Origin of the sequence: Streptomyces sp. JB150, assembly GCF_011193355.1 — a bacterium.
GTDB lineage: Bacteria > Actinomycetota > Actinomycetes > Streptomycetales > Streptomycetaceae > Streptomyces.
Genome location: NZ_CP049780.1, coordinates 4,590,238 through 4,616,914, shown reverse-complemented (window position 1 = coordinate 4,616,914; position 26,677 = coordinate 4,590,238). Strand labels below are relative to the sequence as shown.

Annotated in this window: 17 protein-coding genes and 1 riboswitch; of the genes, 7 read left to right on the top strand and 10 right to left on the bottom strand. The window is 74.3% G+C overall.

Features of this window, described 5'->3' with window-relative positions; translation table 11 throughout:
• Positions 1 to 42 precede the first annotated feature (42 nt).
• A complete protein-coding gene (locus G7Z13_RS21550) occupies positions 43 to 1,146 on the top strand; it encodes a helix-turn-helix domain-containing protein (RefSeq protein WP_166001729.1) in 1,104 nt (367 codons plus the stop codon).
• A 342-nt stretch (positions 1,147 to 1,488) separates the two neighbouring features.
• On the opposite strand, the gene sucD is transcribed toward G7Z13_RS21550, so the two are convergent.
• From sucD to G7Z13_RS21515, 7 genes are all read right to left on the bottom strand, one after another.
• On the bottom strand, positions 1,489 to 2,373 hold the full coding sequence (gene sucD / locus G7Z13_RS21545; RefSeq protein ID WP_166001727.1) for a succinate--CoA ligase subunit alpha: 885 nt from the start codon (positions 2,371 to 2,373) through the stop codon (positions 1,489 to 1,491).
• 27 nt (positions 2,374 to 2,400) lie between these two features.
• Positions 2,401 to 3,582, bottom strand: coding sequence for an ADP-forming succinate--CoA ligase subunit beta (sucC, locus tag G7Z13_RS21540; RefSeq protein ID WP_166001725.1), 1,182 nt, complete (start codon positions 3,580 to 3,582; stop codon positions 2,401 to 2,403).
• Between the two features lie 475 nt (positions 3,583 to 4,057).
• Complete coding sequence (locus tag G7Z13_RS33770) at positions 4,058 to 6,469, bottom strand: hypothetical protein (RefSeq protein ID WP_240926294.1); 2,412 nt, start codon at positions 6,467 to 6,469, stop codon at positions 4,058 to 4,060.
• 149 nt (positions 6,470 to 6,618) lie between these two features.
• The gene (locus G7Z13_RS21530; protein WP_165994893.1) at positions 6,619 to 7,680 is read right to left on the bottom strand and encodes a hypothetical protein; all 1,062 of its coding nucleotides are present in this window, start codon (positions 7,678 to 7,680) and stop codon (positions 6,619 to 6,621) included.
• A gap of 166 nt (positions 7,681 to 7,846) precedes the next feature.
• Entirely contained in the window at positions 7,847 to 9,010 is a 1,164-nt protein-coding gene (locus G7Z13_RS21525; RefSeq protein ID WP_166001723.1) for a VWA domain-containing protein, read from the bottom strand.
• Positions 9,007 to 11,709, bottom strand: coding sequence for a DUF5682 family protein (locus G7Z13_RS21520; RefSeq protein WP_240926293.1), 2,703 nt, complete (start codon positions 11,707 to 11,709; stop codon positions 9,007 to 9,009). Before G7Z13_RS21520 ends, G7Z13_RS21525 begins: the two co-directional genes overlap by 4 nt.
• Positions 11,710 to 11,868: 159 nt before the next feature.
• Entirely contained in the window at positions 11,869 to 13,008 is a 1,140-nt protein-coding gene (locus G7Z13_RS21515) for an AAA family ATPase (RefSeq protein WP_206313120.1), read from the bottom strand.
• 143 nt (positions 13,009 to 13,151) lie between these two features.
• On the opposite strand from G7Z13_RS21515, the gene G7Z13_RS21510 reads away from it, so the two are divergent.
• Together G7Z13_RS21510 and G7Z13_RS21505 are read left to right on the top strand one after the other, a co-directional pair.
• Positions 13,152 to 14,513 carry an SWIM zinc finger family protein gene (locus tag G7Z13_RS21510; RefSeq protein WP_166001719.1) on the top strand — a complete coding sequence of 454 codons (1,362 nt, stop codon included), beginning with the start codon at positions 13,152 to 13,154 and terminating at the stop codon, positions 14,511 to 14,513.
• Between the two features lie 263 nt (positions 14,514 to 14,776).
• Positions 14,777 to 16,465, top strand: a complete 1,689-nt coding sequence (locus tag G7Z13_RS21505) for a DUF5691 domain-containing protein (protein WP_166001717.1) — start codon at positions 14,777 to 14,779, stop codon at positions 16,463 to 16,465.
• Positions 16,466 to 16,688: 223 nt separating this feature from the next.
• On the opposite strand, the gene G7Z13_RS21500 is transcribed toward G7Z13_RS21505, so the two are convergent.
• Entirely contained in the window at positions 16,689 to 17,105 is a 417-nt protein-coding gene (locus G7Z13_RS21500; protein ID WP_166001715.1) for a cobalamin B12-binding domain-containing protein, read from the bottom strand.
• A gap of 482 nt (positions 17,106 to 17,587) precedes the next feature.
• Here G7Z13_RS21500 and G7Z13_RS21495 point away from each other — a divergent pair, with 482 nt between their 5' ends.
• Together G7Z13_RS21495 and G7Z13_RS21490 are read left to right on the top strand one after the other, a co-directional pair.
• Positions 17,588 to 18,526 (top strand): alpha/beta fold hydrolase, encoded by a 939-nt coding sequence (locus G7Z13_RS21495; protein WP_166001713.1) that lies wholly within the window; start codon positions 17,588 to 17,590, stop codon positions 18,524 to 18,526.
• Between the two features lie 181 nt (positions 18,527 to 18,707).
• Positions 18,708 to 20,414 (top strand): M23 family metallopeptidase, encoded by a 1,707-nt coding sequence (locus G7Z13_RS21490; protein ID WP_166001711.1) that lies wholly within the window; start codon positions 18,708 to 18,710, stop codon positions 20,412 to 20,414.
• An 89-nt stretch (positions 20,415 to 20,503) separates the two neighbouring features.
• Here the strand turns inward: G7Z13_RS21490 and pcrA are convergent, their stop codons facing one another.
• On the bottom strand, positions 20,504 to 23,014 hold the full coding sequence (gene pcrA / locus G7Z13_RS21485) for a DNA helicase PcrA (RefSeq protein WP_166001709.1): 2,511 nt from the start codon (positions 23,012 to 23,014) through the stop codon (positions 20,504 to 20,506).
• Positions 23,015 to 23,300: 286 nt separating this feature from the next.
• A riboswitch (cyclic di-AMP (ydaO/yuaA leader) is annotated at positions 23,301 to 23,468 on the top strand.
• 7 nt (positions 23,469 to 23,475) lie between these two features.
• On the opposite strand from pcrA, the gene G7Z13_RS21480 reads away from it, so the two are divergent.
• On the top strand, positions 23,476 to 24,669 hold the full coding sequence (locus G7Z13_RS21480; protein ID WP_166001708.1) for an NlpC/P60 family protein: 1,194 nt from the start codon (positions 23,476 to 23,478) through the stop codon (positions 24,667 to 24,669).
• A 62-nt stretch (positions 24,670 to 24,731) separates the two neighbouring features.
• Here G7Z13_RS21480 and G7Z13_RS21475 read toward each other — a convergent pair whose 3' ends face one another.
• Complete coding sequence (locus G7Z13_RS21475; protein ID WP_166001706.1) at positions 24,732 to 25,085, bottom strand: hypothetical protein; 354 nt, start codon at positions 25,083 to 25,085, stop codon at positions 24,732 to 24,734.
• A gap of 427 nt (positions 25,086 to 25,512) precedes the next feature.
• On the opposite strand from G7Z13_RS21475, the gene G7Z13_RS21470 reads away from it, so the two are divergent.
• Entirely contained in the window at positions 25,513 to 26,580 is a 1,068-nt protein-coding gene (locus tag G7Z13_RS21470) for a C40 family peptidase (RefSeq protein WP_166001704.1), read from the top strand.
• Positions 26,581 to 26,677: the final 97 nt, after the last annotated feature.

Sequence of the window (26,677 nt, the reverse complement as noted above, 5' to 3'; positions counted from 1 at the left end):
TCAATATGTGCTTATGTGGTTTTTCGTACGGAGGCGCGACCGGTGACGCGGCATCCCGCAACCCCGCTCCCCCCGCCCAAGGAGCGCCGACGGCTGCGCGAAACCGGGGGGCTGACGCAGGCTCAGCTCGCGGCGCGCGTCGGCGTCGGCCGGGGAACCCTGCGCGCGTGGGAGTCCGGCCGCACCGCTCCCCACGGCCGCGGGCGCGAGACGTACGCCAGACTGCTGGCCGAACTGGCCGAGTCGGGCCCTTTGCCCGTGCACGACGCGGCGGCCGGAGGGGAAGTGACGGCCGGTCACACGGGCCTGCGCGCCGGGGAGCCGGCCGCGCTGCCCGACGGTGCCGCGCCCCTCACCCCCGCCCAGGCCTTCGACGCCCTGTACGCCTTCTGCGCGCCCGCGCTGGTCCGGCAGGCGTATCTGCTCACCGGGCGGCGCGAGCTGGCCCGCGAGTCCGTGGAACGGGCGTTCGAGCTGGCCTGGCAGCGGTGGCCGGAGGTGGCCGTCGACCGGGATCCGGCGGGCTGGGTGCGGGCGGCGGTGTACGAGTACGCGCTCTCCCCCTGGCATCGCTTCCGCCCCCGTTACCGCCATCCCGAGCCGCCGCCCGCGGACGTGCTGGACCGGGCGCTGCTGAACGTCCTGCTGACGCTTCCGGCGCCGTACCGGCGCACCCTCGTGCTGCACGACGGGGTGGGGCTCGGGCTGCCGGAGACCGCGGCCGAGACGGAGGCCAGCACCCCGGCGACGGCGATGCGGCTGCTGCACGCGCGGGAGGCCGTGGCCGAGCGGCTGCCCGAGCTGGCGGATCCGGCCGTGCTGCACCGGCGGCTCGCCGAGCTGGCGTCCAGCGAGCGGCTGCGCGCCGCGCGGCCCCCGGCGGTGCGCGGCGGCAGCGAGCGCCGGGCACGGTTCTGGACCCGGGCCGCCATCGCCTTCACGGTCACCCTGATCGGGGCGACCGCGCTGACGCTGCGGACGGCTCCCACGCGGTACGAGCCGCCGGTGCCGCCGGGCGAGACGGTCCGCGGGGTGCCGCCTCGGGCGGCACCGGGGCCGCTGTCGGAGCGGGAGCTGTGGGTGCGGGAGAAGCTGCGCGAGGAGACGGTGACCGGGCCGGAGCGGCTGGTGCCGCAGGCTTGGTGACGCGGGTCCGCGGGGGTCGGTTTCGCGGGTCCCGCAGGCCTGACGCGGGTCCGCGGGCTCGGTGACGCGGCGGGTCCGCACGCCTGGTGACGTCGATCACGTGGGCCCGGTGACGCCGGTTCGCGGGCTCGGTGGCCCGGATCCCGCACGCCCGGTGACGCGATCCCGCGGGCCCGGTGGCGCGGGTCCCGCACGCCCGGTGACGCGGTCCCGCGGACCCGGTGGCGCCGGGACGCGAGCCCGGTAGCACCGGTCCCGTAGGGCAGGCGGGCGGAACGGCGGCAGGCCCGCCCCCGCGCGGGGGACGGGCCTGCCGATGTGCGGGTGCCGGGTCGGCGGATGTCAGCCGGCGAGGATCTCGCGCGCCAGCTTCGCCGTCTCGGTCGGGGTCTTGCCGACCTTGACGCCGGCGGCCTCCAGGGCCTCCTTCTTCGCCTGGGCGGTGCCGGACGAGCCGGAGACGATGGCGCCCGCGTGGCCCATGGTCTTGCCCTCGGGGGCGGTGAAGCCCGCGACGTAGCCGACGACCGGCTTGGTCACGTTGTCCTTGATGAAGGCCGCGGCCCGCTCCTCGGCGTCGCCGCCGATCTCACCGATCATCACGATGAGGTCGGTCTCCGGGTCCTCCTGGAAGGCGGCCAGGGCGTCGATGTGGGTGGTGCCGATGATCGGGTCACCACCGATGCCGACGGCGGTCGAGAAGCCGATGTCGCGCAGCTCGTACATCATCTGGTACGTCAGCGTGCCGGACTTCGAGACCAGGCCGATGCGGCCCGGCTTGGTGATGTCGCCCGGGATGATGCCGACGTTGGACTGGCCCGGCGTGATGATGCCGGGGCAGTTCGGGCCGATGATGCGGGTCTTGTTGCCCTTCTTGCCGGCGTACGCCCAGAAGGCGGCCGTGTCGTGCACGGCGATGCCCTCCGTGATCACGACGGCCAGCGGGATCTCGGCGTCGATGGCCTCGACGACCGCGTCCTTGGTGAACTTCTCCGGCACGAAGATGACGGAGACGTTGGCGCCGGTCTTCTCGATGGCCTCCTTGACGGTCCCGAAGACGGGTACCTCGGTGCCGTCGAAGTCCACGGTCTGACCCGCCTTGCGCGGGTTCACGCCGCCCACGACGTTGGTGCCGTCACCGAGCATGAGCTTGGTGTGCTTCATGCCCGTGGCGCCGGTCATGCCCTGGACGATGACCTTGCTGTCCTTGTTGAGCCAGATAGCCATGGTGTGTGGTGTCCTCGTCCTGAGTGCTTACTTGGCGGCGTGGGCCAGCTCGGCGGCCTTGTCGGCCGCGCCGTCCATGGTGTCGACGCGCTGCACCAGCGGGTGGTCGGCGTCCGTGAGGATCTGGCGGCCGAGCTCGGCGTTGTTGCCGTCGAGACGGACGACCAGCGGCTTGGTGACCTGCTCGCCGCGGTCCTCCAGCAGCTTCAGGGCCTGGACGATGCCGTTGGCGACCTCGTCGCAGGCGGTGATGCCACCGAAGACGTTGACGAAGACGGACTTGACGTCCGGGTCGCCGAGGATGATCTCAAGACCGTTGGCCATGACCTGGGCGGAGGCGCCGCCACCGATGTCCAGGAAGTTGGCCGGCTTGACGTTGCCGTGCTTCTCACCGGCGTACGCGACGACGTCCAGGGTGCTCATGACGAGACCCGCGCCGTTGCCGATGATGCCGACCTCACCGTCGAGCTTGACGTAGTTGAGGTTCTTCTCCTTGGCCGCGGCCTCGAGCGGGTTGGCCGCCGCCTTGTCGTGCAGCGCCTCGAAGTCCGGGTGGCGGAACTCGGCGTTGTCGTCCAGCGACACCTTGCCGTCGAGGGCGATGACGTCGCCGGAGGCGACCTTGGCCAGCGGGTTCACCTCGACCAGGAGGGCGTCCTCCTTGATGAAGACGTCCCACAGCTTGACCAGCACGTCGGCGACCTTGTCGGCCACCTCGGCCGGGAACTTGGCGGCCTCGACGATCTCGCGGGCCTTCTCCGGGGTCACGCCGTCGATCGCGTCGATCGGCGTCTTGGCGACGGCCTCCGGACGGGTGGCCGCCACCTCCTCGATGTCCATGCCGCCCTCGACGGAGGCGATGGACAGGAAGGTGCGGTTGGCACGGTCGAGGAGGAAGGAGACGTAGTACTCCTCGACGATCTCCGGAGCGGTCTCGGCGATCATGACCTTGTGGACCGTGTGGCCCTTGATGTCCATGCCGAGGATGTCCGTCGAACGGGCGACGGCCTCGTCCGGAGTGGCGGCCAGCTTCACGCCACCGGCCTTGCCGCGACCACCGACCTTCACCTGCGCCTTGACGACGGACTTGCCGCCCAGACGCTCGGTGATCTCGCGCGCCGCCTCAGGCGTGTCGATGACTTCACCGGCCAGCACCGGTACATCGTGCTTGGCGAAGAGGTCCCTCGCCTGGTACTCGAACAGGTCCACGCGCTTCCGTCCCTATCAGTGATCTCGCGGTTCGTTGGATGCGTGGGCGTGCCGCGAAGGGCAACGTGACGTCCGCTGTCACAAGGGAGGCGCACACGGTGTCCGAGCGCGCGGCATGTCCGTCTCGCAGGTTATCGCCGGTTGCGGGGGCGTTCTAAATCGCGGGTCACACCCGAGCGGTGATACCTGTCACATGATGCCGCGATCGGTGGCACCGGGTGTCGGAAGTGGTGCGGGACCGGTGCGGGACCGGGGCGGCCGGGGCGGAACCTCACCGGGTTGGGGCCGGCCCGGTGAGGTTCCCTTGTTCCGGCCCCGGCCGGGGCGCGGCACGCGTCCGGCCGGGACTCGGGCCCGTCGGTCCCCGCCCCTACGGGGAGCGACGGGCCCTGTCCGCCGGGGGTGCGGCCCGTCCGGCCGACGGCTTTCGGCGGTGCGGACCGCGGACCCGGCGGATCCGGGTACGGCGGGGTCCTCAGACGCCGTACGTGTCGTGGGGGCCGTACGCGTCCTGGGCGCCGCCGTACGTGTGGTGGGCGCCGTGGGTGCCGTACGGGCCTGCGTGGGGGGTGGGCAGGTCGCCGGTGTCCGGGGCCCAGCCGGGGGTGGCGGAGCCGGCCACGCCCTCGGCGCCCGTGACCGCGTGGCCGGCGAGGGAGCCGCCGGCGGAGTGCGCGGTCCCGGTGAGGTCGTCGGCGAACGGGGCCACGTCGCCCGCCACGCCGTACGCGAACGGGGCGGCCTCGCCCGTCACGCCGTACGCGAACGGGGTCACGTCCTCCGTGACGCCGTGGGCCAGGCCGGTGACGCTGCCGCCGACGCCGTCGGCGACCGGCCGCGCGATGTCGTGGACGGCGTCCACGACCGGCCGGACGGCGTCCGTGACGCCCTCGGCGAACGGTGGCACCTCGTCGGTGACGCCCCGCGCGAAGCGACCCGCCTGCCCGGCGACCCCGTACCCGAACGGCGCCACGTCCGCGGCGACACCCGCCCCGAAGGAATGCACGTCGCCCGTCACGCCGTACGCCAGTCCGCCCGCGTCCGCGACGGCCTGCCCGGCGACCGGCACGACGCCGTCCACGACGGTGTGCGCCAGCGGCGGCAGCACCGCCCCGGTGGCGTCCGCGACGGCCTGACCGGCGAGCCCGGCGGCGTACGGCGGGACGTCCGCGACCACGCCCGTCGCGTAGCCGGGCACGTCCGCGACGATCCCGCCGGCCACCGGCCGGACACCGGTCACGGCGCCCCCGGCGACCGACCCGACGTCGGCCACGGCACCGGCGGCGACCGGCGTCACCCCGTCGACGGCCTGCCCGGCCACCGGGGTGACCCCCTGCACCGCGTCCGTGACGACCGACTGGACGTCCCGCACGGCGTGGGCGGCGACCGGCCGCACGCCCTGGGCGACCCCGTGCGCGACGGGCTGGACGTCGGCGACCACGCCGTAGGCGAGTGCGGTGGCCGCGTCCACGGCGTGCGACGCGGTGGCCCCGACGCCCGCGACGGCCTGGCCGGCGACCGGGGTGAGGCCCTCGACGGCGTCCGTGACGACCGGCGTCACCCCCTGCACGGCCTGCCCCGCCACCGGGGTCACGTCGTGCACCGCGCCCGTGACCACCGGGGTGGCACCGGCCACGGCCCGCCCGGCGACGGGGGTGACCCCGTGCACGGCGTCCGTGACGACCGGCTGGACGCCCCGCACGGCGTGGGCGGCGACGGGCTGCAGCCCGCTCACGGCAGCCTCGGCGACCGGCCGCACGCCCCGGACCGCGGAGGCGGCCAGCGGAGGGGTCGCCGAGGCGGCGGTCTCCTGGACGACGGGGGTGACCGTGCCGGGGAGGGCGGTGACGGTGGTGTGGGCCGTGTCGGTGGCGGTGCGGGCGGCCGCGTGGGCGGTCGTGTGCGCCGTGTCGGCGGTGGTGGACGCGGTGGCGCGTACGGTGCTCACCTTGCCGGAGGCGGTGCTGACCGTGCCGACGACCTGCTGCCGGACGCCGTCGGCGGCGCCGGTGACATGGCTCGGGACAGCGGAGACGGACGCCTCGGCGGCCGTGCGCACCGTGCCCGCCTCGCCCCGGACCGCCGTCGCGGCGGCCGCGGTCCGGGCCTGGGTCCCGTGCAGGGCGGCCCTGGCGGTGTCCTGCGCGGCGTCGGCCGTGCGACCCGCGCCGGCGACCGCGTAGCGCGCCTTCGTCCGTACGACGCCGTCGACGCCCTGCGCCTGGCTCCGCGCCGCCGACTGCGTGCCCTGGAGGCGGGTCTGGGCGGCGGCGAGGGCTTTCTCCAGCTCGGGCGCGAAGGCGGAGAGGGGGCCGAAGAGGTAGTCGATCACGTCCTGGGGGGAGGTGGGCGCGTCCGGGAGCGCGTCGGCGGCGGCCGTTTGGGACTGCGCGGCGGCGCGGGCGGCCTGGGCGCCCTGGATGGCCTCGGCGCCGCGGACCTTCGTGGCCTTGGCGGCCTTGGCGGCCTGGTTCGCCTTGTCGGCCTTGCCGGTCTTCGGGACGGAGACCTCGGCGTCGATGTAGCGGCGGGCCTGGTCCTCGGGGGAGACGGCCGGGGTCTTCCGGGTGGCGGTGGCGGTGGCCGCGTTCGCGGTGGTCGCGGTGTTCGTGAGGGTGGTCGCGGTGTCCGAGACGGTTCCGGTGAGGGGGGAGGCGGTGGCCCCGACCGTGTTCCGGGCCGTGCCGAGGGTGTCCGACAGGGTTCCTTCGACCGTGTCGGTGACGTCGCCGGTGACCGCGGCGAGGGTGCCCTCGGCGTCGGCCGCGTCCGGGGCGGAGAGGGAGGAGGCGGGCAGCTCGTCGGCGCTCGCGTACGTGGAGCCGAGCGCCCAGGCGCCCGTGACGCCGGCGGCGATGACGATCGAGCGGCGGATGTGCTTGTTCATTGCGTGCGTCTGATCCTTTGGGGTTCCGAGACGCCGGGGAATCCGTCGGGACTCCGGGCTTGGGGACATTCCGGAGGTGGGAACTCCGGGTGAGTGGGCAGACCTGGTCCGCCCCCGCGCGGCAGGTCAGGCGGGGGAAAAGGCCTGCCCTAGCCCGGGAATACGGGAATGTCCTGGTACCGGTCCCGCGCCTCGCCCGCGCGGGCCCAGGCCGCGACGCCGGGCAGAGGCCGCAGCGGAGCCGTGTGCTCCGCCGTCATCGCGTACGCGTCACCGTGCCGCGGACCGCCGTTGTCCGCGGCCGTGCGGCTGCCGAGCACACCGCTGTCGCCCCCCGCGGGCGCGGGGTGGGCGGGGGCGTGACCGGTGCCGGTCGGGTCGTGCTGCGCGGGGGCCGCCGCGCGTGCGGCCGTGCGGGCCGCCGCCGAGGTGGGGGAGGCGGGGGCCGTGGGGGTGATCCGCCGGGGCTTGTGCCGCGGGGCCGCCTTCGGCGTGCCGGGGGTGGCCGGCGTCGCGGAGGGCGCGTCCTCAGCGCCGCCCGGGAGGGCCTCCGGAGCCTGCGCGCCCGGCACGGGCCGGGGCAGGGGCTCGGGGTGGGGCCACGGAAGCGGGAGGGGCCGCACGTCGTCCGGTGCCGGAAGGGTCTGCTCCGGGAACTGGGGCAACTGGGGCAACTGGGGCAGGTCCGGCAGGGACGGGTGCTCGGGGAGACCGGGAAGCGAGGGCAGGGAGGGCCGGGAAGGCAGGGACGGCGTCGCCGTCTGCCCGTCGGACAGGCGCTCGGTCACGGACGTCACGGCGTCCGAGACGGGCCGCACGACATGACCGGACACGGCCTCGACGGCCGACTTCGCCTCGGTGAGGGGCTCCACCCCGGCCCCGGCCCCGGCCTCGGTCCCGGCCGACGACCGGGTGCGCGGCTCGTTTCCGGCGTGCGGCTCACTTCCGGTGCGCAGCTCGCTCCCGCTGCGCGGCCCGGTGTCTCCGGGGGCCGTGCCGAGCGGGGAGTTCACGTCCGGCAGTACGTCCGTGACCGCCGCGGCCCTCGACCCCAGGGATGCTCCCTGCGCCGCCGCCTCGGCCCGCGCCCCGCAGAGCGTCCCCAGCACGAACAACCCGCCCACCAGCAGGGCCAGCTGGAGCGCACGCCGCCCGGCCGCCGCGCGCAGCACACGCACAGCGGCACCGGGCAGGGCTGCTGACCAAGTCAAGAGGGGGAGGTTCCTCCCGTGCGGCGGGACGAGACGGGACCGGGCATGAGAAGCCGGTGGGCGGCGTCGATCCTTGCACGGGACTCCCGAGGTTACGCAAGCCCTCCGTTACCGATGGGTAGTCATGTCCCGTTTCAGGCCGGTCTCCTCCCCCGGTTCCCGCTCGTCACGCCGTGTCCGGTATCGGCAGCGGGCGCTTCTCGATCGCCGCCGCCATCACCTCCGGGAACAGATCGGGCGTACAGGCGAAGGCCGGCGCGCCGAGCGCCGCGAGCGCCGCCGCGTGATCCCGGTCGTACGCGGGCGCCCCCTCGTCGGACAGCGCGAGCAGCGTCACGAACCGGACCCCCGCCGCCTGCATCGCCGCGACCCGCTTCAGCATCTCGCCGCGTATGCCGCCTTCGTAGAGGTCGCTGATCAGCACGACCACCGTCTCCGTGGGCCGGGTGATGCGCGACTGGCAGTACGCCAGCGCCCGGTTGATGTCCGTGCCGCCGCCGAGCCGGGTGCCGAACAGCACGTCGACCGGGTCGTCTAGCTGGTCGGTGAGGTCGACGACCGCCGTGTCGAAGACGACGAGCCGGGTGCTGATCGAGCGCATCGACGCCAGCACCGCCCCGAACACCGCGGCGTGGACGACGGATGCCGCCATCGACCCGGACTGGTCGACGCACAGGACGACGTCCTTGCGCACGGAGCGCCCCGCCCGCCCGTATCCGATCAGCCGCTCGGGCGCGACCGTGCCGTGCTCCGGCAGATAGTGCTTGAGGTTGGCCGCGATCGTACGGTTCCAGTCGACGTCGTGGTGGCGCGGCCGGTGCACCCGCGCGCTGCGGTCGAGCGCGCCGGTCAGGGTGGCCCGGGTGCGGGTGGCGAGCCGCTGCTCCAGGTCGTCGACGACCTTGCGGACGACCGCCCGAGCCGTCTCCTTCGTCTCCTCCGGCATCGCCTTGTTCAGCGACAGCAGCGTGCCGACGAGGTGCACATCGGGCTCCACCGCCTCCAGCATCTCCGGCTCCAGCAGCAGCGTGGACAGCCCGAGCCGGTCGATGGCGTCACGCTGCATCACCTGGACGACGGAGGCGGGGAAGTACGTCCGGATGTCCCCCAGCCACCGCGCCACGGCCGGCGCCGACGCCCCGAGCCCCGCCGTGCGTTCCCGGCCCGCCGCGGGTCTGTCCCCCTTCCCGTACAGCGCGGACAGCGCGCCGTCCATCGCGGCGTCCCGTCCGGTGAGGGCGTGGCCGGTGCCGTCGGCCGCCTCGCCGCCGAGCACCAGCCGCCACCGCCGCAGCCGCTCTTGGGCCGCGTCGCCCGCCTGCGTCGTCATGCGTCCACCTCCACGAGCCGGTCGTCCCCGGCGCCGGTTCGGCTCCCGTCCTCGGCGAGGCCCAGCAGCAACCGCACCACCGGCACCACGGCGTCCGCCCGCGCGAGGTCCCCTTCCGCGGCGAAGCCGGGCAGACCGGCGCCCGTCCCGGCGACGCTCCCCCGTGCCCCGGGCCCGCGCCTCACCAGCTCGCCGAGGGTTCTGCGCACCCCCGCCTCGTACGCGGAGAAGGTCCGCCGCAGCAGCGGCAGCACATCCGTGAACGCGTCCGCCGGCACCCGGGTCAGCCAGGTGTCGACCAGGCCGAGCAGCCGCTCGTCGTGCACCAGCAGCATTCCGCCTCCGCCGCCCCCGACGAAGCCCTCGATCCACGCCGCCGCGCCACCCGGCGCCGTCCCCGGCGACAGGGCGAGCCCCATCAGCCGCGCCGCCTCCCCCGCTTCCAGCACCCCGTCGTCCAGCAACAACCGCACCGCCCGGCCCCGAATGACCCCCGGCACCCTGTCCCGCCCGGACAACCCCCGCAGCACGGCCTGCCAGCGCGGACGAAGACCGGTGGGGGTCGGGGGCGGGTCGGCGGGGGTCGGGGAGGGGTCCGCGGGGGTCGGGGACGGATCGGCGAGGGCTGGGCGAGGTGCCGGGTCGGTCGTCCCCGGAGCCTCGGAGGTGGAGCCGCTCGTGGCGGGCCGTCGGGCGGCCGTCTCGGCGAGCAGTCCCACCGCCCCGTGCACCGCGTCCAGATGGCGCCGCATCTCCTCCGCCGCCTCCGCGTCGAGCGCGGCGCAGGCCGGGGGCAGGCCGACGAAGACGCGGTCGGCGAGGCCGGCGGCGACCCCGGCCAGCGCCCGGGTGTCCGTGCCGCGCACATCGCCGTACCGCAGGGAGCGGACCAGGGCCGGCAGCGCCTCGGCGAGACGGCCCACGTCGGTGTCGAGCGCCGCCCGGTCGGCGAGTATCCGCATCACCGCGGGCAGCGCGTCCGGCAGTCCGGCCAGCAGGCAGCGCTCGGCGAGCGCGGTGACCTCGGCGAGGTCCTGGCCGGCGACGGCGTCGGCTTCCGCCTTGGCGGTCGCCGCGCCGAGCACCGTCGTCCCCCACACGCCCGCCTCGGCGACCCGCACCGCCAGGTCCGGCTCCCAGCGCAGCCGCCAGGTCTCGCGGAAGGTGCCGGTGCCGCCGCGCGAGACGGCCGGCTCCCCCCACGGCACCCCCAGCAGTCGCAGCCGGTGCAGCAGCCGGCTGCGGCCGGCGTCCGTCTCCTTGCGCAGGTCCAGCTCCAGCTCGCGTTCCTGCGCCTCCGGCTTGAGCCGCAGTCCGCGCTGGAGCCGGGCGAGGTCCCGCTGCAACGGCACCGCGGGAGCCGTCGGCGGCACCTCTCCCATGGCGTCCCCCACCACCAGGCGGTCACGCACCAGCGCCAGCGGCACGTCCGAGCCGTCGCACATCACCGCGCGCACGGCGTCGGTCGTCTCGCCCAGTCCGGGCAGCGGGCGGCCCCGCAGCGCGGCGAGCGTGTCCGCCAGCCGCACCGCCTCGATGACATGCGCCGCCGAGACGATCCGGCCCTCCTCGCGGAGCAGCCCCGCCACCTTGGTCATCCACCGCTCGACGGGCCGGTCCGGCGCGGCGAACAGATGCCCGTACCACCCCGGCGAGTCGATGCCCGCCCCGTACCCGCCGGCCCTCGCCAGCCGGCGGTACGTCCACGGCACCCACGTCAGATCCGTCTTGACCTTGGGCAGCCCCTTCAGCAGCGCCCGGTCGGCCGTGACCGTGGTCCTCCGGCGCAGCGCGGGCACGTGCCAGGCCCCGCAGACCACGGCCACGCCGCCCCCGAACTCGCGCTGCGCGGCGCGCACCTGGAGCCGCATGTACGCCTCGCGCACGAGGTCCCGGTCGTGGCCTCCGCTGCCGTACACCTCCCGCAGCGACCCCATGGCCTCCTCCAGCGCGGTGAACGGCGCGAAGGGGTCCCCCGCGGCGCCGGGCCCCCGGTGCTCGATCACGTCCTCCCACCAGCGCTCCGGGTCGTCGTATCCGGCGACCCCGGCGAGCACCGCGAGCGGATCGACCCGCACCTCGGCGCCGGGCGTGGCCGTGGGCACGTCAGCGGGCACGTCCGACGGGTCGTCCGTGCACGCACTCGGCGGGACGTCCGCGGGCGCCCTCGGCGGTGCCTCCGCGGGCGGGTCCGGCGGTACGTCCGCGAGCGGGTCCGGCTGCTCCGCCGTCCGTCGCTCGGCCGTCTCCCCGCCCTCGGGACCCTCCTCGCCCTCCGCACCCCCCTCGCCCTCCTCGCCCTCCGCGCCCTCCGCGCTCCACGCCAGGGTGTGCGTGGCCGGCAGGTCGATGAAGCGGGCGGGGACGCCGTGGTCCAGGGCCCAGCGGAGGGCGACCCACTCCGGCGAGAACTCGGCCAGCGGCCAGAACGCCGACCGGCCGGGTTCGTCCACGGCGTGGGCGAGGAGGGCGACCGGCGGCCGCATCTCCTCGTCGGCGGCCAGCGGGATCAGCGCGTCCGCCTCGGGCGGGCCCTCGATCAGCACCGCACGGGGCAGCGCCGCGTCCAGCGCCGCCCGTACGGCCCGTGCCGAGCCGGGGCCGTGGTGCCGTACGCCCAGCAGCAGCGGCTCGGCGGCAGCGGCCCGCCCGCGCCGGCCGGTCCCGGCCCGCCGCTCAGTCTCCTCGGCGCCCGGCATTCCGTCCCCCTCGCCGCCGCGGCCATCCCAGGTCGTCGTCGGGCACCGCGAGCACGCTCACCCGGTCCGTACCGCCGCCGTGCACGGCGTTCCCCCCGCTGTCGTCGCCGCCGTCGCCCCTGCCGTTGATCCCGTTGCTTGCGTTGCTCCCGTAGCGGTTCACGCGCTCACCTCCCGGCACGCCCGGTAGAAATCGGTCCAGCCGTCGCGTTCGCGCACCACCGTCTCCAGGTACTCCTGCCAGACGACGCGGTCGGCCGCCGGGTCGCGGACGACGGCGCCGAGGATGCCCGCCGCGACGTCCCCGGGCCGCAGCACGCCGTCACCGAAGTGGGCGGCGAGCGCGAGACCGCCCGTGACGACGGAGATCGCCTCGGCGGTGGAGAGCGTGCCGCTCGGCGACTTCACCTTCGTGCGGCCGTCGGCGGTGACCCCGTCGCGCAGTTCACGGAAGACGGTCACGACGCGGCGGATCTCGTCGATGCCGTCGGGCACGGCCGGCAGGTCGAGGGAGCGGCCGATCTGGTCGACGCGCCGGGCGACGATGTCGACCTCGGCCTCGACGCTTGCCGGCAGCGGCAGCACCACCGTGTTGAAGCGGCGGCGCAGGGCGCTGGACAGGTCGTTGACCCCGCGGTCGCGGTCGTTGGCCGTGGCGATCAGGTTGAAGCCGCGGACGGCCTGCACCTCCTCGCCCAGCTCCGGTATCGGCAGGGTCTTCTCGGACAGGATCGTGATGAGGGTGTCCTGCACGTCGGCCGGGATACGCGTCAGCTCCTCGACGCGGGCCGTCATGCCCTCGGCCATGGCCCGCATGACGGGGCCGGGGACGAGCGCGTCGCGGCTCGGGCCGTGGGCGAGCAGTTGCGCGTAGTTCCAGCCGTAGCGGATCGCTTCCTCCGGTGTGCCGGCCGTGCCCTGCACCAGCAGGGTGGAGTCGCCGCTGACCGCCGCCGCCAGATGCTCGGACACCCAGGTCTTGGCGGTGCCGGGCACGCCGAGCAGGAGCAGGGCGCGGTCGGTGGCGAGCGTGGAGACGGCGACCTCCACGATGCGGCGCGGGCCCACGTACTTCGGTGTGATCACCGTGCCGTCCGGCAGGGTGCCGCCGAGCAGGTACGTCGCGACGGCCCACGGCGACAGCTTCCAGCGGGCCGGGCGCGGACGGTCGTCCTGTGCCGCCAGCGCCGCCAGTTCGTCCGCGAAGGCGTGCTCGGCGTGCGGCCGCAACGCCTCGCCGCTCTGGCCGGTCTCGCTCTCGGTCGGTCGCACGGATGAAGGTTCCACGGACACAGGCACGGCCAATCCCCCTCCAGCTCTGCCGGTTCGGTCTGACCACAACCGTGCACCACGCCACTGACAATCCGTTCCGACCTGCGCAAACGCCCTCGCGGCGGCGCTCGCGGGACCGATTGTCAGTGGGGGGATCTACCGTCGGTGGCATGACTCAGCAGGGGGTGCGCTGGACGGCGGACCAGGTGCTGGCACTGGCACCTGATCCGGCGTCACGCGAAGCGGGCGGCAGGCTCGGGGCGGCCGGGCCGTGGTCCGGGACGGGGACGGACGAGGGAATGGTGTGGGGGCTGTGCAAGGGGAGCGGGAGCACGCCGTACCGGACGGCCGTGGAGGTCGCGGACGCGTCCGGTCCCGCGTACGCGTGCAGTTGTCCGAGCCCGAAGTCCCCCTGCAAGCACGCGCTGGGGCTGATGCTGCTGTGGTCCGCCGGAGAGGTCCCGCAGGCGCCGGGGCGGACACCGGACTGGGCCGCGGCGTGGTCGGCGGGGCGAAGAGAGCGTGCGGCGCACCGGCGCACGGCGGACGCCGGCGGCTCCTCGCCCGACGTGACCGACGCGGCCGGTCCGGGGGCGGCGCGGCGGCGGGCGGAGCGCCGGGCCCAGCGGATCACCGCGGGGGCCACGGAACTGGAACAGCGGCTGGCGGACCTGCTGCGCGGCGGCCTGGCCGCGGCCGAGGAGGCGGGGTACGGCCTGTGGGAGGAGACGGCGGCCCGGATGGTCGACGCCCAGGCCCCAGGGCTCGCCTCGCGCGTGCGGGAACTGGGGGCGATCCCGGCGTCCGGTCCCGGCTGGCCGGTGCGGCTGCTGGAGGAGTGCGCGCTGCTGCACCTCCTCGACCAGGGCTGGCTGCGCCGTGAGCGCCTGCCGGACGGACTGGCGGCGACGGTCCGCTCCCGGGTCGGCCTCACCGCCCCGGCCGACGGCCCGCCGGTGCGCGACAGCTGGCTGGTCCTCGCCCAGTACGACGTGGCGGACACCCGTCTGACCACCCGCCGCATCTGGCTGTACGGGACGCGGTCGCACCGCACCACGCTGCTCCTGTCGTACGGCGCCGCCGGCCGCGCCCCCGACCTGGCGCTGCCGGTCGGGCTCGCCCTGGAGGCCGAGGTGTCCGCCTATCCGGGCGCCGGCCGGCTGCGGGGCGCCCTGGGCGAGCGGTTCACGGCACCCGAGCCGACGGCGACCCGCCCGCCGGGGGTGACGACCAGTGAGGCGGCGGCCCGGTACGGCGAGGCGCTGCGGGACGATCCGTGGCTGGACGCCGTCCCGGTGACCCTGGAACGGGTCGTGCCGATACCGGACGGCGACTCCTGGCAGCTGGCGGACGCGCACGAGGACACGGCCCTGCCGCTGACCCCCTCGGCCCGCTCCCGGCCGGGCCTGTGGCGCCTGGTCGCCCTCTCGGGCGGAGCCCCGGTGACGGTCTTCGGCGAGTGCGGCCACCAGGGCTTCACCCCGCTGACCGCCTGGCCGCAGGGGGCGGGCGAGGCGGTGCCGCTGTCGTGACCGCACGGCTCCCGACGCACCGCAGACGTCCTCGCTCCACGCCAGACGTCCTCGCCCCTCGCGGACGTCTCGCCCTTCGCTGACGGTCTTCCTCCCCCGCCGCAGGCGGGCATCCGTCCCGCGCCGCGGGATACCCGACCCGGCTCCGCCCCCGACCCCGCCCGCGTCCTCCGCCGCTCCGACCCGGCCCCGACCCCGCCACTCCGACCCGCCTCCGCCCCCGTCCCCTGCCACTCCGCCCGCGCTCGGCCGAAAGGAACCTCGTGACCAGGACCTCCGCTCCCGCGCAAGCGCCCGCACCGGGCGTCTGGGAGGAGCTTGTGACCGCCGCGCTGCTCGGCACGGAGCGGCGTACGCCACCCGGCATCGCCCCTGGTCCGCAGGCACCGGCGGCGCTGCTGGACGCGGCGGCGGTGGAGACCGTACGGCGGCGTGCCGGGCTGCGACCCGCGCGGGCGGCCGAGCGTCCAAAACCGGCGCCCGAGGACCCGCGTCCCGCACTGCCCGCGGCGGCGGCGCGCAGGCTCGCGATGCTGCTGGCCGACCGCTCCGCCGCAGCGGGCGGCGGACGCAGGGGGACCGCACCGGATCTGATGGAGCTGCTGCCCCAGTGGCTGGCCATGGCCAACGCCCGTGGTTTCGCGGCGCCCCCGCAGGCGCTGCCCGCGCTGCTCGACGCGGCGCGGGGCCGGACGGATCTGCGGCCGGCGGCGCTGGCGTTCGCGGGCCCGCGCGCCCTGTGGCTCGCGCGGCTCAACCCGGACTGGCGGTTCGTGCTGCGCTCGGCACCGGGCGGCGACGCGGCGCTGCCACGGCCGGAGGAGACGGACCGGGTGCGGCGGCTGTGGCAGGAGGGCCTGTTCGCGGAGCGGGTCGCCCTGCTGGCGGCCATACGCGCGCAGGACCCGGCGGCGGCCCGCGACCTGCTGTCCGGCACCTGGCCGGCGGAACGCGCCGAGGACCGGCTGATGTTCCTCGACTCGCTGCGCACCGGACTCGGCCCGGACGACGAGCCCTTCCTGGAACAGGCGCTCGCCGACCGCAGCCGCAACGTCCGGGCGACGGCGGCGGAACTGCTGTCCGCGCTGCCGGGCTCCTCGCTCGCCGGGCGGATGGCGGTCCGCGCGGCGGCCTGCGTCGCCGTCGACCACACCGGGGACGGTCCGCGCCTGGTCGTCGAGGCCCCGCACGAGTGCGACGCGAGCATGGAGCGCGACGGTGTGGTCGCCAAGGCACCCACGGGACGGGGTGAACGGTCATGGTGGCTCGGGCAGTTGGTGGAAGCGGCGCCGCTCGCGACCTGGCCGGCGCGGCTGGGCGGCCGGACACCGCGAAAGATCCTGGCGCTGCCGGTGGCCGACGACTGGCGCAGCGAGCTGCACGCGGCCTGGTGCCGGGCGGCGGTGCGGCAGCGGGACGCCGAGTGGGCGCGGGCGCTCCTCGGTACGCCGTCCTCACCCGAGGCGGGCGGCCCGGGGGCGGTGTCCCTGGCCGAGCGCGCCCAGCTGCTGGGCACGCTGAGCGCGCGCGAACGGGCCGAATGGGTGGCCGGGTTCATCGCGGCACACGGTCTGTCGGAGGCGTTCCAGCTGCTCGGCGTGTGTGCGGTGCCGTGGGCCGCGCCGCTGGGGCGGGCTGTGGTCGACGCGCTCAACATCGCCCGGGACGCGGGCAGTTACCCGTGGAGTTTCAGCGGGGTGATGGGGCTGGCCGAGCGCTGCCTGGACCCGTCCGAGGCGAGCCGCCTCGACGCTCTCCTGGCCGCACCGGAGGAAGCGGAGGATGCCTCGCCGGGGGCGGGCGGGTACTGGGCCGAGGCGTTCCAGCGGCTGGTGACCACACTGCGGCTACGGGCCGCGATGGCCGAGGAGCTGGGCCCGGGGCCGGCCGACGACTGCGGCCCGGAAGGAGACGGCGGCCCGGACGGCGCCTGCGGCCCGAGCGGTGCCTGAGTTTGAGCCCGGTCGGGGCCTGGGCCGGGGCCCTGGCAGAACGACGGCTCTTCCCGGACGTGGGCGAGCCGGCGACGGGGCCGCCGGGGCACGCACAGGCCGCACCAACCCCAACAGCCGCAGAAGCCGCCGCAACCGCGGCGGCCACGGCAGCACCAGCCGCTGCTACAGCAGCGCCCCCGGCCGCGCCCTCAGCCCGCCCGTCAGCCCGCCCGCCGAAGCGCTACGCCCCGGCCGGCTGCCGCACGTTGGCGCGCACCCACTCCACGATCGACGCGGTCGTCGCACCGGGCGTGAAGATCTCCGCGACGCCCTTCTCCTTCAGCGGCGGGATGTCGTCCTCGGGGATGATCCCCCCGCCGAAGACCAGGATGTCCGCCGCGTCGCGCTCCTTGAGCAGGTCGATCACCGCCGCGAACAGCGTGTTGTGCGCGCCGGACAGGATGGACAGGCCGATCGCGTCGGCGTCCTCCTGGATCGCGGTGTCGACGATCTGCTCGGGGGTCTGGTGGAGCCCGGTGTAGATGACCTCCATACCGGCGTCGCGCAGCGCCCGCGCGATCACCTTGGCTCCCCGATCGTGGCCGTCGAGCCCCGGCTTGGCGACCACCACGCGGATCGGACCGGCTGCCACACCCATCACTGCCTCCATGAAGCGACTACATCCATCCGTACCGACAAGTACCGCACACATGACATATGCCGTACATGTGGCGCATATCACACATTCGTTGCGCGCGTACCGCGCGGTCCGCCGCCCACCGTCCGGGGGCGCCACCACGGCACGGACACCCCCGTCCCGCACCGACCGGGGAAGTGAACGAACGTTATCGCCAGCATCCCGCAACCGGCAGTTTCGCGGTGGAGAGCGAGGGGGAAATCACACGTGGGACACATTCGCAGCGCACCGTTCCGAGCCCAGGCGGCCCACCCGCCGCATCAGCCGAGGCCCCACGGGCCGGCCCGGGACCCTGCGCGTCGGGAGCCGCCGGAACCCCTCCGCACCATCGCGCCGCAGACCGCACGGCCCGCCGGTGCGGCCTTCCTCCGAAGTCCGGCGGCATCCCTCGGCAGCACACGGGGGACAGCGCCGTCCTCCGGCGTGCCGACAGGAGGTCGGCCATGAAGGCCTTACGACTCATCAGAGAACTCCCGCCCTTCCTCCCCCTGGCCCTCCCTTCACTGCCCCTCGCCTCCCTGGCACGCCCTTCCCTGCCCCTCCCCCCGTTCTGCCGGCGTCTGCTCCCCGGCGGCCTGACCGACCTCTCCGCCGCTCTGCTGAAGGCGACCGCCCTGGAGGTCGCGATCCTCGCGGGGCACCTGCTCCTCTACCCGTCCGGCATCACCCAGGAGCGACGGCTCCCCGCCGCGCCCCCGCCGGACCCCGAGACGACACCCCGGCTCCCGGCACCGTCCCGCCCCCCGGTCGTCCTGCTGCACGGCTTCATCGACAACCGCTCCGTGTTCGTCCTGCTGCGCCGCAGCCTGGCGCGGCACGGCGGGCAGCGCGTCGAATCGCTCAACTACTCACCGCTGACCTGTGACATCCGCACCGCTGCCGCACTGCTCGGCCGGCACATCGAGGAGATCTGCGAGCGCACGGGCAGCGCGCGCGTGGACGTGGTGGGCCACAGCCTCGGCGGCCTGATCGCGCGGTACTACGTCCAGCGGCTCGGCGGCGACCGGCGGGTGCGCACCCTCGTCACGCTCGGCACCCCGCACGCCGGCACCCGGGTCGCACGGCTCGCCGACGCCCATCCGATCGTGCGGCAGATGCGCCCCGGCTCCGAGGTGATCGAGGAACTCGCCGCGCCCGCGCCCGGCTGCCGTACGCACTTCGTCAGTTTCTGGAGCGACCTCGACCATGTGATGGACCCGCCGGAGGCCGCACGCCTCGACCACCCGGACCTGTCCGCGCGGAACATACGGGTGACCGGGATCGGCCATCTCGCCCTGCCCGTCCACCCGGCCGTCGCGTCCGGGATACGGCAGGCCCTCGACCTGGCGCATCGAATCGGGGCGGACGCCACCGCGCACACCGACGACGTGACGGTGGCCTGACCCCCGCCCCTTCCTCGCGCCCCTCCCCCGGGCTATCAACACCTCACCGGAACAACCGATTCACCGGTGTCGGAGAGCGGTCGGACAGCGACCGGACAGCGACCCGACAATGACCAGACATCGAACGCGCTTCGAACACAAAGCCAAAGTTCGTGCCCGCCCTCCCCCGAAACACGGCCGAATGCCCGTTTCCCGTAGGCACGAAACCTGCAGAAGATTGTCGTGCCCGCGTACCGCCGGGTACAGTCGCCGCACTGCTCTGGCAGCCCCTGTTGTCGAGGCGAAAGAGAAGTTGGTGAACGACCGTCACCCGTCGGGGAGCATGACCACCCCGGCTCCGGCTTCCGACGCCGCCTCGGCGCACTACGCGTCGTACGGCACCCAGGAAGCCCCTTACGGGGACTTCACCACATACGGCGGCTATCCAGCCACCGATTTCGACACCGGCGGCCACCCCACCGCCTCCTCCGCCACCACCTTCCAGGCGGACCCCCTCTTCGGCGACATGACCGGCGGCCACGACACGGGCGCGTACGACAGCTCCCAGTGGTCCACCGGCAGTCACGAGACCCTGAACCAAGACCCGTACGCGGCCCAGCACCACGCCGCCTACGACACCGGCGCCTACGACGCCACCACCTGGTCCACCGGCTACCAGCAGCTCGCCGGCATTCCGCACCAGACCGCCGCGCCCGACACCAGCGGCCAGTGGGACGCGGGCGCCTGGCTCCAGCCCGAGCAGTCCGGCGGCCCCGCCGACCAGACACAGCAGTGGGAGTGGGGCACGCAGCACTTCGACACCGGCGCGTACGACGCCACCCAGTGGAACACCGCCGGCGGCGACAGCGAGCAGCAGCAGGCCACCGCCACCTTCGACCAGGTGACGTACGAGGAGTCCACCGCCTACGAGGACGCCTCCGGCTACGACGAGTCCACGTCGTACGAGGACCCCTCCGGCTACGACGACCCGGCCGGTTACGACGACCCGGCCGGTTACGACGGCGGGGCCTCCTACGACGAGAACGGGCAAACCGTCCTGCCGGAGGACGGTCTGGCCGCCACCGGTGAACTCCCCGCCGTCGGCCTGCTCGACGGACAGGAGGAGGTCACTTCCGAGCCCGTCTCGCGCGCGGCCTCCCGCGGCGGCTCGCGTTCCCGCCGCCGTACGCCCGCCAAGCGCTCCGCTCTGCTGACCGTGGCCGTTCCCTCGGCGTGCGTCATGGGCGTCGCGGGCATCGCCGCCGCCTCCGTCGGCACGTTCGGCGCCGAGGACGCGCAGGAGACCTCGACGACCGCGGCCGACGCCCAGCCGGTGAAGCCGGCCACCGCCAACAACAAGCTGGACACCCAGCTGGAGAGCCTGTCCGCCGAGGCGGACGACTTCGCCGACCGGGCCAGCCGCACCCAGGAGCGCATCGACCTCAAGGCGCAGCAGGAGGCCGAGCGCAGGCGGGCCGCCGAGGAGGCCGCCCGCAAGGAGCGGCTCCGTCCGAAGTTCGCCCTCCCGGTCGCCCAGCACGGACTCAGCGCCTACTACGGCCAGTCCGGCATCAACTGGATGTCGCTGCACACCGGCATCGACTTCCCCGTCTCGTACGGCTCGACCGTGATGGCCGCGACCGACGGCACCGTCCGCACGGAGTGGAACAGCGCCTACGGCAACATGATGATCGTGACCGCGAAGGACGGCACGGAGACCTGGTACTGCCATCTCTCCAGCTACCGCGTGGCCTCCGGTACGACCGTCAAGGCCGGCGACCCGATCGCGTTCTCCGGGAACTCCGGCAACTCCACCGGCCCGCACCTGCACTTCGAGGTCCGGCCGGGCGGCGGCGCGGCCATCGACCCGCTGTCCTGGCTGCGCAGCCACGGGCTGGACCCGTCCTGACCACGTCGGTGTGAACGGCCCCCGCCCTGTCCGGCGGGGGCCTTTCTCACGGCGTCACTGCGGTCATTGCGTCACGGCGGCGGGCGCCGCTACAGCTTCTCGACCGGCGCGTACCGCAGCAGCAGCCGCTTCGGCTTGGCGTCGCCGAAGTCGATCGTCGCCTCGGCGTTGGCGCCCGTGCCCTTGACCCCGACGACGGTGCCGAGCCCGAACTGGTCGTGGGTGACGCGGTCGCCGACGGCCAGGGACACCGCCGGCTTCTCCGCGGTCCGGCGGGTGGCGAACCCGGAGGCGCCGGACGCCGAGGAGCGCGAACGGGACGACGACAGCGAGGCCGCCACGCCCGAGACCGGTCCCGCCGGGGCGGCGACGGCGCCCGTGCGCTTCCAGTCGACGTACGCCGCGGGGATCTCCTCCAGGAAGCGGGACGGCGGGTTGTACTGCGGCTGTCCCCAGGCGCTGCGCATGGCGGACCGGGTGAGATACAGCCGCTCCCGCGCGCGCGTGATGCCGACGTACGCCAGGCGGCGCTCCTCCTCCAGCTCCTTGGTCTGGCCGAGGGCGCGCATGTGCGGGAAGACGCCGTCCTCCATGCCGGTGAGGAAGACGACCGGGAACTCCAGGCCCTTGGCGGTGTGCAGGGTCATCAGCGTGATGACGCCGTCGCCGTCCTCCTCGTCGGGGATCTGGTCGGAGTCGGCGACCAGCGCGACCTGCTCCAGGAAGTCGGCCAGCGTGCCGGTCTCCCCCTCGCCGCGTTCCTGTTCGAACTCCAGGGCGACGGCGGCCAGTTCCTGGAGGTTCTCGATGCGGGTCTCGTCCTGCGGGTCGGTGGAGGCCTGCAACTCGGCGAGATAGCCGGTGCGTTCGAGCACCGCTTCCAGGACGGTCGCCGGTCCGGCGCCGGACTCGACGATGGTGCGCAGCTCCTCCATCAGCGCGTTGAACCGCTTGACCGCGTTGGTGGACCGCGCGGCCATGCCGTACGCCTCGTCGACGCGCTTGAGCGCCTGCGGGAAGCTGATCTTCTCGCGCTGGGAGAGCGCGTCGATCATCGCTTCCGCGCGCTCCCCGATGCCGCGCTTGGGCACGTTCAGAATGCGGCGCAGCGGGACCGAGTCCTCGGGGTTGGCGAGGACGCGCAGGTAGGCCAGGACGTCCCGGACCTCCTTGCGCTCGTAGAAGCGGACGCCGCCGACGACCTTGTAGGGCAGGCCGACGCGGATGAAGACCTCTTCGAAGACACGGGACTGGGCGTTGGTGCGGTAGAACACGGCGACGTCGCCGGCCTTCGCCTCGCCCGCGTCCGTGAGGCGGTCTATCTCGTCGGCGACGAACTGGGCCTCGTCGTGCTCGGTGTCCGCGACGTACCCGGTGATGCGGGCGCCCTGGCCGGCGTTGGTCCACAGGTTCTTCGGGCGACGGGACTCGTTGCGCTCGATGACCGCGTTGGCGGCGGACAGGATCGTCTGGGTGGAGCGGTAGTTCTGCTCCAGCAGGATCGTCGTCGCGTCCGGGTAGTCCTCCTCGAACTGGAGGATGTTGCGAATCGTCGCGCCGCGGAAGGCGTAGATCGACTGGTCGGCGTCACCGACCACGCACAGCTCGGCGGGCGGCACCTCGGCCTCGGGCGGCACGTCCACCGGGTGCTCGAAGGTGCCGACGAGCTCGCGGACCAGGGCGTACTGCGCGTGGTTGGTGTCCTGGTACTCGTCGACCAGGACGTGGCGGAAGCGGCGGCGGTAGTGCTCGGCCACGTCGGGGAAGGCGCGCAGCAGGTTGACCGTCGTCATGATCAGGTCGTCGAAGTCGAGGGCGTTCGCCTCGCGCAGCCGCGACTGGTAGAGGGCGTAGGCCTGCGCGAGGGTCTTCTCGAAGCCGTCGGAGGCCTGCGCGGCGAAGTCCTCCTCGTCGATCAGCTCGTTCTTCAGGTTGCTGATCTTGGCGCTGAAGGACTTGGGCGGGAAGCGCTTGGGGTCCAGGTCCAGGTCGCGGCAGACCAGGGCCATCAGGCGCTTGGAGTCGGCGGCGTCGTAGATCGAGAACGACGAGGTGAAGCCGAGCCTCTTGGACTCGCGGCGCAGGATGCGCACGCACGCGCTGTGGAAGGTCATCACCCACATCGCGTTCGCGCGCGGGCCCACCAGCTGCTCCACGCGCTCCTTCATCTCGCCCGCGGCCTTGTTGGTGAAGGTGATCGCGAGGATCTGGCCCGGGTGCACGCCCCGCTCGGCCAGCAGGTAGGCGATGCGGTGGGTGAGCACGCGGGTCTTGCCGGAGCCGGCGCCGGCCACGATGAGCAGGGGGGAGCCGGAGTGGACGACGGCGGCGCGCTGGTTGTCGTTCAGCCCTTCCAGGAGGGCGGCCGAGTCGACCACCGGGCGGGGGGCGCCGTCCCGGTAGTAGCCTCCCCCGCTCTCGGCCCCGCCCGAGTGGGGGGAGCCCCACCGGTCCGGCGGCACGTCGAACTTCCCGCCGAACAGATCGTCCGGGATCGACTCCGGAACGTGATCGCCCTCGGGCGGCGGCGGGGGTTCCTCCTCGTGCCCGCGAGGGGCCTGGAGGTCCGCCAGGAAGCTGTCGTCAAAGAGGCTGCTCATCGCTCTCCGAGTCTAGGGCGCCCCACTGACAACCGAGGGCCGCCCGCGGAACATCACACCGGCCGCCGGCCGCCACGCGCCGCGCAGGCTCGGCAACGGCGAGCGACGCGCAGGGAGCGCTGAGGGACCACTGAGGGACCGCTGAGGGACCGCCGGGGGGGGCGCTGTCGGAAAGGTCACGGAAATGTATCGGGCATATCACCCGCCAACCTTCACAGCAGGCACACGAGTTGGCTACCGTTCCGCGCAGGCCGTACGACCTCCTACCGGCGAACGTCGCCGGGCCGCGCGGCCTCCGCCGAGTCCGGCGCGCCCGCACAGCGGCCGGAGCCGGGGACCCAACAGACTCTGGGGTGAATCGGCCCTCCCCTTCGGGACGGGCTGTAGGGCAACCCTTCCTCACGACCCGCCCGAACCCGACAGCTAACCCGGTAGGCGGCCCATGGAAGGAGTCGCCTCCCTTGGCGTCGCACCGCAAGTCCCGTCCCACCCCGCGCGTGGCCGGCATACGCACCCCCGCCCTCGCCACCGCGGCCCTCACCTCCGTGGCCCTGCTGTCGCAGACCGCCGACGCCGCACCGTCCGCCGACGAGAAGCCGAGCCTGGAGGAGGTCGAGAAGAAGGTCGACGAGCTCTACCGCCAGGCGGAGTCGGCGACCGAGAAGTACAACGCGGCCAAGGAGAAGACCGCGAAGCAGCGCAAGCGGGTCGACACCCTCCTGGACGACGTCGCCCAGCGGGCGCAGAAGCTCAACGAGGCCCGCGAGGAGCTGGGCTCCTACGCCTCGGCCCAGTACCGCACCGGCGCCGCCGCGCCCGGCGTCGCGACCCTGCTGCTCGCGGACTCCCCGCAGGACTACTTCGACCGCACCCACCTCATGGACCGGCTCACCAGCCGGCAGAAGGAATCGGTCGACGACTACTTCGCCCAGCAGTCCGAGACGATGAAGAAGCGCCAGGAGGCCGCCGAGAGCCTCCAGGAGCTCACCGAGTCACAGGCCGGCCTGAAGACGGCCAAGGCCACCGTCCAGAAGAAACTCGCCACCGCGCGGGAGATGCTTTCGCGGCTGACCGCCGAGGAGAAGGCCCGGCTCGCCGCGATCGAGCAGCGCGAGCGGGAGGAGGCGGCGCGCAAGGCCGCGGAGCTGGCCCGGCAGCAGGCGGAGGAGCAGCGGCTGCAGGAGCAGGAGGAGCGGGAGGCGGTGCCGGCCCCGCGAGAGGAGACGGGCGGCGCCTCGTCCTCCCCTGCCGCCGGCACCGGCGAGACCTCCGTCCCGGCCGCCGGCGCGACGTACACCGCCAAGGCCGAGAAGGCGATCGCCTTCGCCCGCGCCCAGATCGGCAAGCCGTACGTCTGGGGCGCCACCGGTCCGGGCTCCTACGACTGCTCCGGCCTCACCCAGGCCGCGTGGAAGGCCGCCGGCGTCGCCCTGCCGCGCACCACCTACGACCAGGTGAACGCCGGCACCACGGTCCCCCTGTCCGCCGCCCTCCCCGGTGACCTCGTCTTCTTCTACGACGACGTCACCCACGTCGGCGTCTACATCGGCAACGGGATGATGATCCACGCGCCGAAGCCCGGGACGTACGTGCGGGAGGAGTCGGTGTACTACGACGGCGAGTCGTCGATCCACAGCGTGGTGCGGCCGGCCTGACGCGGGGCGGGTGGTCCGGGGGCGACGAGGTCCGCGGGGCCGGGGGCGCGGGGCGCGGCGGGTCAGGTCCAGAGGACCGCGATGAAGATGTTCGCGGTGGTCAGCAGGCCCACGAGGCCGAAGAGGCCCTTGTCCACCCGCTCCTCGTCCCGCTTCACGTAGACCAGGCCGAGGATCACGATCAGCAGGGCCAGCTTCACGCCGATCTTGATGTTGTCGACCGTCTGGTCGTCGGCCTGGTTGAGACCGACCAGGATCACACCGGTGACCAGCATGGTCAGCGCGCCGTGCAGCATCGCCGGGACGAAGCGGGCGGTGCCCTGGCCCATCGCCTTCATCTGGGTGAGGAAGCCGCCGAGGAGCGAGGCGATGCCGATGATGTGCAGGCCGACGAAGAGATGGATGAGTACGTCCATGGGGCCGGAGCCTAACGAGGCCGTCCCCCGCCGCCCGACACCGGCCCGTCCCTGGCCGACGGCGGGCATGAGCGCGTACGGAGAGTGACGCGGGGGTGGCGCATATATGCGCCATAGCATCCCGTCCCGTACGTCGGTCCCCGAATCGCCCCTTCGGTCAGCACGCTGCGTCACCTCGACCACTCCGAAGAAACGTCACGGTCACATACGGTCACTCGACGGCCCGCTCGCGTCACTTCCGCACTTCTCGTGACCTCTCCGGCATATCCCGGCCTAGCGTCCTCCCTCAGACGTCCGGCTCCCCACCGCCGCCCAGGCCCAGGGCGGCAGCCGGACGTCTCCGCCGAGAAGGTCCGGCGGCGGTCCCGCTCCCCTGTGCGGCACCGGCGCCGGACCGCCCGGCCGCAGGAAAGGACGTGCAGTCCACGTGGCAGCTCACCGCAAGCCCCGGCACCGCTCGGCCGGCGGCCATCGAGCCCGTACGGCGGCGACCCTCGCCCTCGCGGGCGCGGCGGCCGCAACGGCCTTCGACGGGACGGGCCACGCCGAGCCCGAGCTGACCCCCACGCAGGTCAAGGCCACGGTGAACAAGCTGTACCAGGAGGCCGAGGTGGCCACCGAGAAGTACAACGGCGCCAAGGAGAAGGCCGACGCCGCCCAGCGGCGGCTCGCCGCCCTGCAGGACGAGGCGGCCCGCAAGGAGGAGCGCCTGGACTCGGCGCGCGACGCCCTCGGGTCCTTCGCCGCGGCGCAGTACCGCAGCGGCGGCCTGCCCCCCGCGCTGCACCTGGCGCTGTCCGACGACCCCGACCGCTACCTCGACGGCGCCTCGCTCGCCGAGCGGGCCGGCGACCGCCAGTCGGCCGCCGTCGCCCGCGTCCGCCGACAGCTGCGGGAGATCGAGCAACTGCGCGGCGCCGCCCGGATCGAGCTGGCCGCGCTCACCTCACGCCGCGCTGAGCTGAAGCGGCACAAGAAGACCGTCACCGGCAAGCTGGACGCGGCCCGGCGCCTGCTGGCCCGGCTCACGGCCGAGGAGCGGGCCCGGCTCGCCGGGCAGGGCCAGGGCACCGACCGCGCCTTCCGCGCAGTGACGGCCGGACGCGATCGCCCGACGGCACCAGGCGGCCCGGTCGCGGCGCCCGACTCCCGCGCGGCAGCGGCGGTCGGATACGCCTACTCCAAACTCGGCAGCCCTTACGTCTGGGGCGCCACCGGCCCCGACGCCTTCGACTGCTCGGGGCTGGTCCAGGCCGCCTACCGCTCCGCGGGCGTCTTTCTGCCGCGCACCACCTACGCCCAGATCGGCGCCGGGCGCCGCGTCGCCCGCTCCGAACTCCTCCCCGGCGACCTGGTGTTCTTCTACTCCGGCATCAGCCACGTGGGCATCTACGTCGGCAACGGGCAGATGGTCCACGCCCCCAACCCCTCCGCCCCCGTGCGGGTCGCGCCGATCGACGAGATGCCGTTCGCGGGGGCCACACGCGTGGTGTGAGCAGCGACTGCCGGGGCCGGCGACCGGCATGGCAGGAGGCCCGTGACCGGCATGGCAGGAGGCCCGTGACCGGCATGGCATGAGCACGGCAGCACGG